Origin of the sequence: Alysiella crassa DSM 2578 (assembly GCF_000745955.1) — a bacterium.
Taxonomy (GTDB): Bacteria; Pseudomonadota; Gammaproteobacteria; order Burkholderiales; family Neisseriaceae; genus Simonsiella; species Simonsiella crassa.
This window is the reverse complement of record NZ_JQKH01000108.1, coordinates 1-6,804: the sequence shown is the minus strand read 5'-3', so window position 1 is coordinate 6,804 and position 6,804 is coordinate 1. Positions and strand designations below refer to the sequence as shown.

At 41.1% G+C, this 6,804-nt stretch carries 7 protein-coding genes and 2 pseudogenes; 4 read left to right on the top strand and 5 right to left on the bottom strand.

From position 1 onward, the window contains the following. Positions 1–314: pseudogene (locus Q338_RS11655) on the top strand (hypothetical protein); the annotation flags it as partial. A 69-nt stretch (positions 315–383) separates the two neighbouring features. Here Q338_RS11655 and Q338_RS11650 read toward each other — a convergent pair. The 4 genes from Q338_RS11650 to Q338_RS11635 all read right to left on the bottom strand — a co-directional run bounded on the left by Q338_RS11650 (position 384) and on the right by Q338_RS11635 (position 4,190). Next, the gene (locus Q338_RS11650) at positions 384–1,601 is read right to left on the bottom strand and encodes an ATP-binding protein (protein ID WP_034295625.1); all 1,218 of its coding nucleotides are present in this window, start codon (positions 1,599–1,601) and stop codon (positions 384–386) included. 168 nt (positions 1,602–1,769) lie between these two features. Beyond that, a complete protein-coding gene (locus Q338_RS11645) occupies positions 1,770–2,705 on the bottom strand; it encodes a TIGR03571 family LLM class oxidoreductase (RefSeq protein ID WP_034295623.1) in 936 nt (311 codons plus the stop codon). 173 nt (positions 2,706–2,878) lie between these two features. Continuing rightward, a complete protein-coding gene (locus tag Q338_RS11640; RefSeq protein ID WP_034295621.1) occupies positions 2,879–3,373 on the bottom strand; it encodes a hypothetical protein in 495 nt (164 codons plus the stop codon). A 67-nt stretch (positions 3,374–3,440) separates the two neighbouring features. Continuing rightward, complete coding sequence (locus tag Q338_RS11635; protein WP_015431529.1) at positions 3,441–4,190, bottom strand: SDR family NAD(P)-dependent oxidoreductase; 750 nt, start codon at positions 4,188–4,190, stop codon at positions 3,441–3,443. A gap of 169 nt (positions 4,191–4,359) precedes the next feature. Between Q338_RS11635 and Q338_RS11630 the strand changes: the two genes are divergently transcribed. After that, positions 4,360–4,884 (top strand): TetR/AcrR family transcriptional regulator, encoded by a 525-nt coding sequence (locus Q338_RS11630; protein ID WP_051968633.1) that lies wholly within the window; start codon positions 4,360–4,362, stop codon positions 4,882–4,884. Positions 4,885–4,974: 90 nt separating this feature from the next. Here Q338_RS11630 and copM read toward each other — a convergent pair whose 3' ends face one another. Further along, a complete protein-coding gene (copM, locus tag Q338_RS11625) occupies positions 4,975–5,694 on the bottom strand; it encodes a CopM family metallochaperone (RefSeq protein ID WP_034295618.1) in 720 nt (239 codons plus the stop codon). A gap of 393 nt (positions 5,695–6,087) precedes the next feature. On the opposite strand from copM, the gene Q338_RS11615 reads away from it, so the two are divergent. Further along, the gene (locus tag Q338_RS11615; RefSeq protein WP_034295614.1) at positions 6,088–6,474 is read left to right on the top strand and encodes a Cu(I)-responsive transcriptional regulator; all 387 of its coding nucleotides are present in this window, start codon (positions 6,088–6,090) and stop codon (positions 6,472–6,474) included. Between the two features lie 103 nt (positions 6,475–6,577). Then, positions 6,578–6,804, top strand: a pseudogene (locus Q338_RS11610) (IS4-like element ISAba33 family transposase); the annotation flags it as partial.

Genomic DNA, 6,804 nt, shown 5'->3' with positions numbered 1-6,804 from the left:
AGCGCTGGCAAATTGAAATGCTGTTTAGCTGCCTGAAAAAACGCGGTTTTGACTTGGAAGCCACGCACATGACTGACCCTGTTAAAATGGAAAAGTTGTTTGCGATTCTGGCAGTTACATTGGCTTGGGCTTATGTTATCGGGCGTTGGCAACATGCGCTTAATCCAATTAAGCCTAAATCTCATGAACGTTTATCGCAAGGTATTTTTCGTGTTGGTTTAGAGCAGCTTGCCAAAGCTGCCATGTTGATGATGGCAACTTTGGACTATTTTTCAAACCCAAAACAGGTCGTCCGATTTTTTGTCGTGTACTGAAAGGCTGGCTGAAAGTTTTTAAATAAAAAACACCGCTTACATTTCTGCAAACAGTGCTTTCCAATTACCTTAGCCAATTCCGCCAAACATTTGCCAAAACGGTACAATTTCTATTGTTTTGCCGTCAATGATGAGTTTATCTTCTTGATTAAGCGTGATAATCCACCCTTGTGTCAAGCCAAAAAAATTCATCGCATCAAGCAAGCCGTCTCGCTCTCGGGCGATGTTTTCGGCATTGAGTTGCCAGCAGACTTGTATCAGCTTGACAGGCGTGCTGTTTTGACACACCACAAAATCGCATTCTTTGTGGTTTTCATTGTAATAATAAAGTTCAGTAAATTGCCGTCTTAATCCCCAAAATACCGCATTTTCCAGTTTTCTGCCCAAATCCTGACTAAAAGACGGACTAATCACTCGCTGTAAACCATTGTCTATAAAATAAATTTTGCGTGGATTGGCAAGTTGCACCTTATAAGAATAGGCAAATTTGGGCAACAGTTGTATGACATACGCCTGCTCCAAATGCGAAAGATATTCTTGCACGGTGGCGGTGCTTTTGACTTCAAGGCTTTGTTTGAGCTTGCCTGCGGTGATTAAATTGCCCACATTGCCCGCCAAAAACAACAATAAGCGTTTCATTGAGCGTTCATCACGAATGCCAAAACGCACAATAATGTCCCGATACAAAATATCGTTAATCAAGGCGTTTAAAATTTCGTCTTCGCCCAACTGCAAATATTGCGGAAAACCGCCTTGCTCCAGATAATGTTCCACCGCTTCGGCATTTTTGTCTTTGCCCAAAAATTCACAAAATTCCACAAACGAAAACACAAAAAGCTCCTTGCTAATGTGTCGTCCCGTCAGTTTTGTACCTAATTCACGGCTTAACAAAGACGCATTAGAGCCTGTAACCACCACCTGAAAATTTTGGTCAAGTTTGCCACGCACATAGATTTCCCAGCCTTCTACCACTTGAATTTCATCAAAATACAGGGTTTGAATGTACGGATTTTCGGCAATGATTTCGTCCAGCAAGGCAAAATCGCTAAATTCAAAATTAAACAGTTTTGGTGTATCAAAATTCAAAAAAAGAAAGCTATTTTTTTGTTGTTTTTCAATTAGTTGGGTAAGCAAAGTGCTTTTTCCGCTACGGCGAATGCCCGACACCACCAAAGCAAAATTGGGCAAAATTTTGAGTTTATCAAGCATTTGGCGTGGATAACTTTGTCCTGTTAATTGCTGTTTTTGGCTTTCAATGGCTTGTTTGATTTCGCTTTTTAAGAGCATTGCCTGTCTCCTTTTCAAATGTATTCAATATCAATGAACGCTATTTTATAAAAAAAACAAGGCAAAAACAAGGGTATTTATTACCAATGAATGATAGTGTTTGATACAGATAAACGGTTTTGTCAATTTAAAAAAACACCGCTTTTATTTTAAAAACGGTGTCTTTTATCAAAACCGACTTAACACACACTCCGCCAATTCCGTCAGCACTTCATCAGCAGGACACTGAGTGGGTTTTAAATTGAGTGCCAAATGTTTCACGCCTTTTTCTTGTTCTTTTGCCCAAAAGTCTGCCAAGCCTTTTGTACCACCACGCAGATAAATGTTGTTAAATAACTGTGCTTTGGCGTTTTTGTCGTCCAAAACTTCCACAAATTGAGCATAGCCAAATGCTGTGGGTGTGTCTTTTTGGCGTAAATCGGCAAGGGTTTTGATGATGCTTGCGGTGTCGGCAGGATTCACACCGTGCCAAATCCACGCATCAGGCACATTAGAAAGCCAGTCCATTTCTTGCCTTGCTCGTCCAATCGCCACAATGGGCAAACGGTGTTTGGGTTTGGGGAGCAAATCCAAATTGCCTGTTAAATCGCCATAATGTTTGCCGTCAAAATGGGGAAAATCCTGCTCGGTTAAGGCGTTAATCAAATCAATGCTTTCACGAAAACGCTCGCTACGAGAGGCAAAATCCGCCCCAAATGCAGGGTATTCCACAGGTCTATCGCCAGAGGATAAGCCCAATAAAAACCGTCCATTACTCAAACCATCCATACTTGTCGCCATTTTGGCAATGTGAATGGGACTACGCAAAGGGGCAATCAGCCCTGCCGTGCCAAGGGCGATTTTTTGGGTGTGGGCGGACAAAAAACCAAGTGTAACCATCGGGTCAAGCCCTTGCCCCACATCGCCAAAATGAGGGTCATAAAACGGCACATCTCGTACCCACAATGCCGAAAAACCCAAGTTTTCAGCCAGCCGTGCATTGTCGGTAATGGTGGTCAAATTGTCTGGAATGTAATTTTGATAGCCCATAAAGGGGGCGATTAAGCCCAGTGTTAATTGATTTTGCCCAAAAACTTGGGAGAAAATGGGGGAAAGCGTGTTCATTTTGGCGTACCTGTCTTATTTAAGATAAGGTATTTTAAGGGCTTTTGAGTTTTCTTAAAATGGGATAAATTGAGAAAGTGTTTTGCTAAATTGGCATAAATGCACTTTCAGGCTGCCTGAAAGTTTTTTAAAAGAAAAACACCGCCTATCATCACGATAAACGGTGTTTTGCTTTACTTTTTCGCCTGTTCCAAAACCGCCCGATAGCCATTCGCTCGTTCTTTAGAAAAATAGTCAATCACGGCAAACGAAGTCCCCAAAATAAGTAACGCCACCGCCCACGCTTTCCATTTCACGCCCACATCAAAATGCAATAACGCCAACGCCACCGCAAAACTAACCACACTAATCGCAATAGATATCGGATACAAATATTGAAAATTCGCTACCCGTTTTAATTCATCGACAACAAATTGCGTTTCGCCCACGGTTTGATAAGTGTCTGCCACGTTTGCCATGGTCTGTATATTGCTATAAATCATCGGCACACCAATCGCCAAAAACAGCACCAAAAGCACCATCATCGGCACAAACAAGGCTTTCGCCCCTGTACTTTGCCCATAAAAATGGCACAGCAAACCAATCAGCCCCAAACAAACGCCCGCCCCCACAATAAACCATGCTTCCAAAATTTCGCCTTGATACCAAGCAATCGTGTGTTGATACATTTTATTATCCTAAAAAGTGAAAGGTTTTGGCATTATTAAAACACCAAAACCCATTGATTTTTAAAAATTACTTGGCACAAAAACCGCCATCAACATTTAAAATCGTTCCTGTCATAAACGGCACATCAGGCGATGCCAAAAACACAATCGCATTAGCAATAGAACTCGTATCGCCCATTTTATTCATCGGGTGAATGCCTGCAATTTTATCTTCTGGATAAACGCCTGCGTTAATAGCATTTTGCAAAATATCGGTTTTAATTGCCCCAGGAGCAACGGCATTGACCCGAATGCCTTGCGTCGCATAATCTAACGACGCACTTTTGGTTAAGCCGACCACTGCGTGTTTGCTTGCCGAATATTGTGAAGTAAATTCAATGCCATTTAAACCTGCAATAGACGCCAAATTGACCACCACGCCACCGCCAGTTTTGAGCATCGCGTCAATGGCGTATTTCATTCCCCAAAATAGCCCCATCACATTGACTTCAATCAACTCACGGAAATTTTCGGTAGAATGTTGATGTAATGGTACATTTTCACGCCCTGCAATGCCTGAATTATTGACCATTACATCAATTTTACCAAAATGGGCAACGGCTTGTTCAATCAAGGCTTTGACTTCATTTTCTTGGGTAATGTCTGTTTTGACAAAAATCGCATTCGCACCCAATGATTTGATTTCATTGACAACTTCTAAACCTTCTTTTTCACGGCGACCGCTGACCACGATATTGTCGCCTAATTTGGCAAATGCCAATGCCGTTTCTTTGCCGATACCCGATGTTGCCCCAGTAATGACGATAGTGCGTTTCATAAAAAATCCTTGTGTGTGTTGAAAATTCAAGATGAGCGTATTATAGGAGATTTTTATGTGTTAAAATAGCTATAAATTATATTTAAATTTCAGCATATCCATACAAAATACATAAAAAGTATGCTTATAATGAAATTAACCAGCAAATAGTTTAACCAACGAGTAAGCCATGAACAAAACCGACCTGCGTGTGATTAAAACACGCGAAACTATGCACCGTGCTTTAATTGATTTGTTACACGAAAAGCCATTTGATGAGATTACCACCAAAGATGTGATTGAAAAAGCAAGGGTTAATCGCACGACTTTTTACCGTTATTATTCGGGATTGGTTTCTTTAATTGATGAAGTGTTTTTTGATTTTAAACAAAAATTTGCGGATTTGCTCGCTAATGAACATTGTCAAACCGAACAAGTTTTTCAAGATTTTCTCAATTCTCGGCACACTATTTCAGCGTTATGGAAAATCCAATCTCGCCGTTATGGGCTATATGATGATATGCACAAAATGTTGCGAGTTGCTTTTGCTGATGAATTGGTTAAGCAAAATATGGTGGGACATTCTTTGCATTATCAATCATTTATTTGTGCCAGTTTGTGTATGGAAAGTTTGCGATATGCGATTTTGCATAATGAAACCATGAGTTTGAAACAGAGCATTGATGATATTAAATCATTGACTGGTTTATTTTGAATTTGTATTTTCAGGCTGCCTGAAAGTTTATTTTGCCAATAAAAAACACCGCTTTTATTTTCTAAAAATGGTGTTTTTGCCTTATTGCCCCTACTGTTTTAGCCAATCTTCCATCAGCTTAATTTCAGGCTCTTGGGCATTGATGATTTGCTTTGCTAAATCTTGCATTGCTTTATCTTTGCCGTATTCTAATTGCACTTTTGCCATATTGACCGCTCCCTTGTGGTGGGGAATCATCGCTTTGGCAAAGGCGACATCAGGGTCGGTCTCATAAATTGCCGTCATCATTTCGCTGTGTGAATTGTCCAAGGCATAGGCTTTGGCGTGTGGGGCGTTGGCGTTTTGGGTGGTCGTGTCTTTGCCATTCAGCCAGCCATTCATCAAGTCAATTTCGGCTTGTTGCCCATCAATAATCGCTTGGGCAAGTTTTCTCATTGTTTCATCTTTACCATATTCAAGCTGTACTTTTGCCATCTCAACTGCTCTGATATGGTGCGGAATCATACCTTTGGCAAAAGCGGTATCAGCATCAGCAAGATTGCCCGCTTTGCTCATCTCATCGCCCATCTTGTTCATCATTGCAAGATAGGCTTGGGTATGGGGCGGAGCATTTTGAGTGTCCATTGCCATAGCAGAGTGGTTCATATTGGCGCGGTTGTTTGTGGTGTCGTGAGTGCTTTGGGTGTAGTTGCTATCGCCTGCATTAGAATGCGTTGGTATATCGTTTTTGGCATTACCACAAGCGGTCAAAGTCGCCAAAATAAGGGCAAGGGCAGATAATTGTACGGCACGGTTTTTAAACATTTTCATTACAGTTTTCCTTATCAAAATGGGATTTGGCAAACATTGGGCAAACATAAGTCCGCCCAATGTTTTTAGCTAATCAATTACTTGCAATCACAATCGCCACAAGTGCAGTTTTGACAAATGCACGGCTCGCCATTTTGGCAGTTGCATTTTGGATTGCAATTTTGCCCTGTGCAAGATTGGCAACCGCAGTGGGCGTTTGGGTTTTTGATGATGTCGTTCATAACAATTCTCCAAATTAAAGGTTGATTATCAAAACAAAAACCGTTTTTAAACCACTAAAAACATTGCTTTTTTGTTTTGATGAGCGTATCATAAAACCTAACCCTGTGTTAGGGTCAAGGATTATTTTTACGGATTGACAATTTTTTACAAACGCCAAAACAAGGAGCAACAATGAACATCGGTCAAGCGTCCAAAGCCACAGGGCTATCCATCAAGCAAATCCGTGATTATGAAAAGTTGGGTTTGTTATCAAACACTTCACGCACATCATCAGGCTATCGCATTTATGATAATGAGACACTAATCCGCCTAAAATTCATCGCCAAAGCAAGGGGCGTGGGCTTTTCGCTTGCCCAAATTGGCGAGCTTTTGGCACTGCAAGACAACCCACACCGCAAAAGCTGTGAAGTCAAAGCGTTGGCAAATACGCACATTGAATTTTTATCAAATAAAATCAAGGAATTGGAAGAAATGAAAACTGCTCTTGGGGCGTGGCGTGATGCCTGTCGTGGCGATGATATGCCAGAATGTCCGATTTTACAGGGGCTTGGGGGATAGGTTTTCAGGCAGCCTTTCAGTACACGACAAAAAAAGTACAATAAAAAAATAAGTCCGCATCAATTCAGTGGTATCGTATTAATTTTCTCACGACTAATCCAATATGACTGAATTGAGCGAACTTACCCATATCGTAACCAAAACTTTCAAATGGCACAAGAGCCACGTTATTGTTTTTGTGTATTTATTGTGTACCATTGCCATGCGGCAGACCTGTAATTTGAGCAAATTGGCAATGTTTTTCCCTGATGCCAAAGCAACAAACGCCTCTTCCTATCGCCGTATCCAACGGTTTTTTAAGGAAGTTGTTTTTGATTATGACGCGGTTGC

Coding starts and splice junctions, on each gene's coding strand:
- Q338_RS11640 (WP_034295621.1), bottom strand. CDS start 3,373: ATGTATCAACACACGATTGCTTGGTATCAAGGCGAAATTTTGGAAGCA.
- Q338_RS11615 (WP_034295614.1), top strand. CDS start 6,088: ATGAACATCGGTCAAGCGTCCAAAGCCACAGGGCTATCCATCAAGCAA.
- Q338_RS11650 (WP_034295625.1), bottom strand. CDS start 1,601: ATGCTCTTAAAAAGCGAAATCAAACAAGCCATTGAAAGCCAAAAACAG.
- Q338_RS11635 (WP_015431529.1), bottom strand. CDS start 4,190: ATGAAACGCACTATCGTCATTACTGGGGCAACATCGGGTATCGGCAAA.
- copM (WP_034295618.1), bottom strand. CDS start 5,694: ATGAAAATGTTTAAAAACCGTGCCGTACAATTATCTGCCCTTGCCCTT.
- Q338_RS11645 (WP_034295623.1), bottom strand. CDS start 2,705: ATGAACACGCTTTCCCCCATTTTCTCCCAAGTTTTTGGGCAAAATCAA.
- Q338_RS11630 (WP_051968633.1), top strand. CDS start 4,360: ATGAACAAAACCGACCTGCGTGTGATTAAAACACGCGAAACTATGCAC.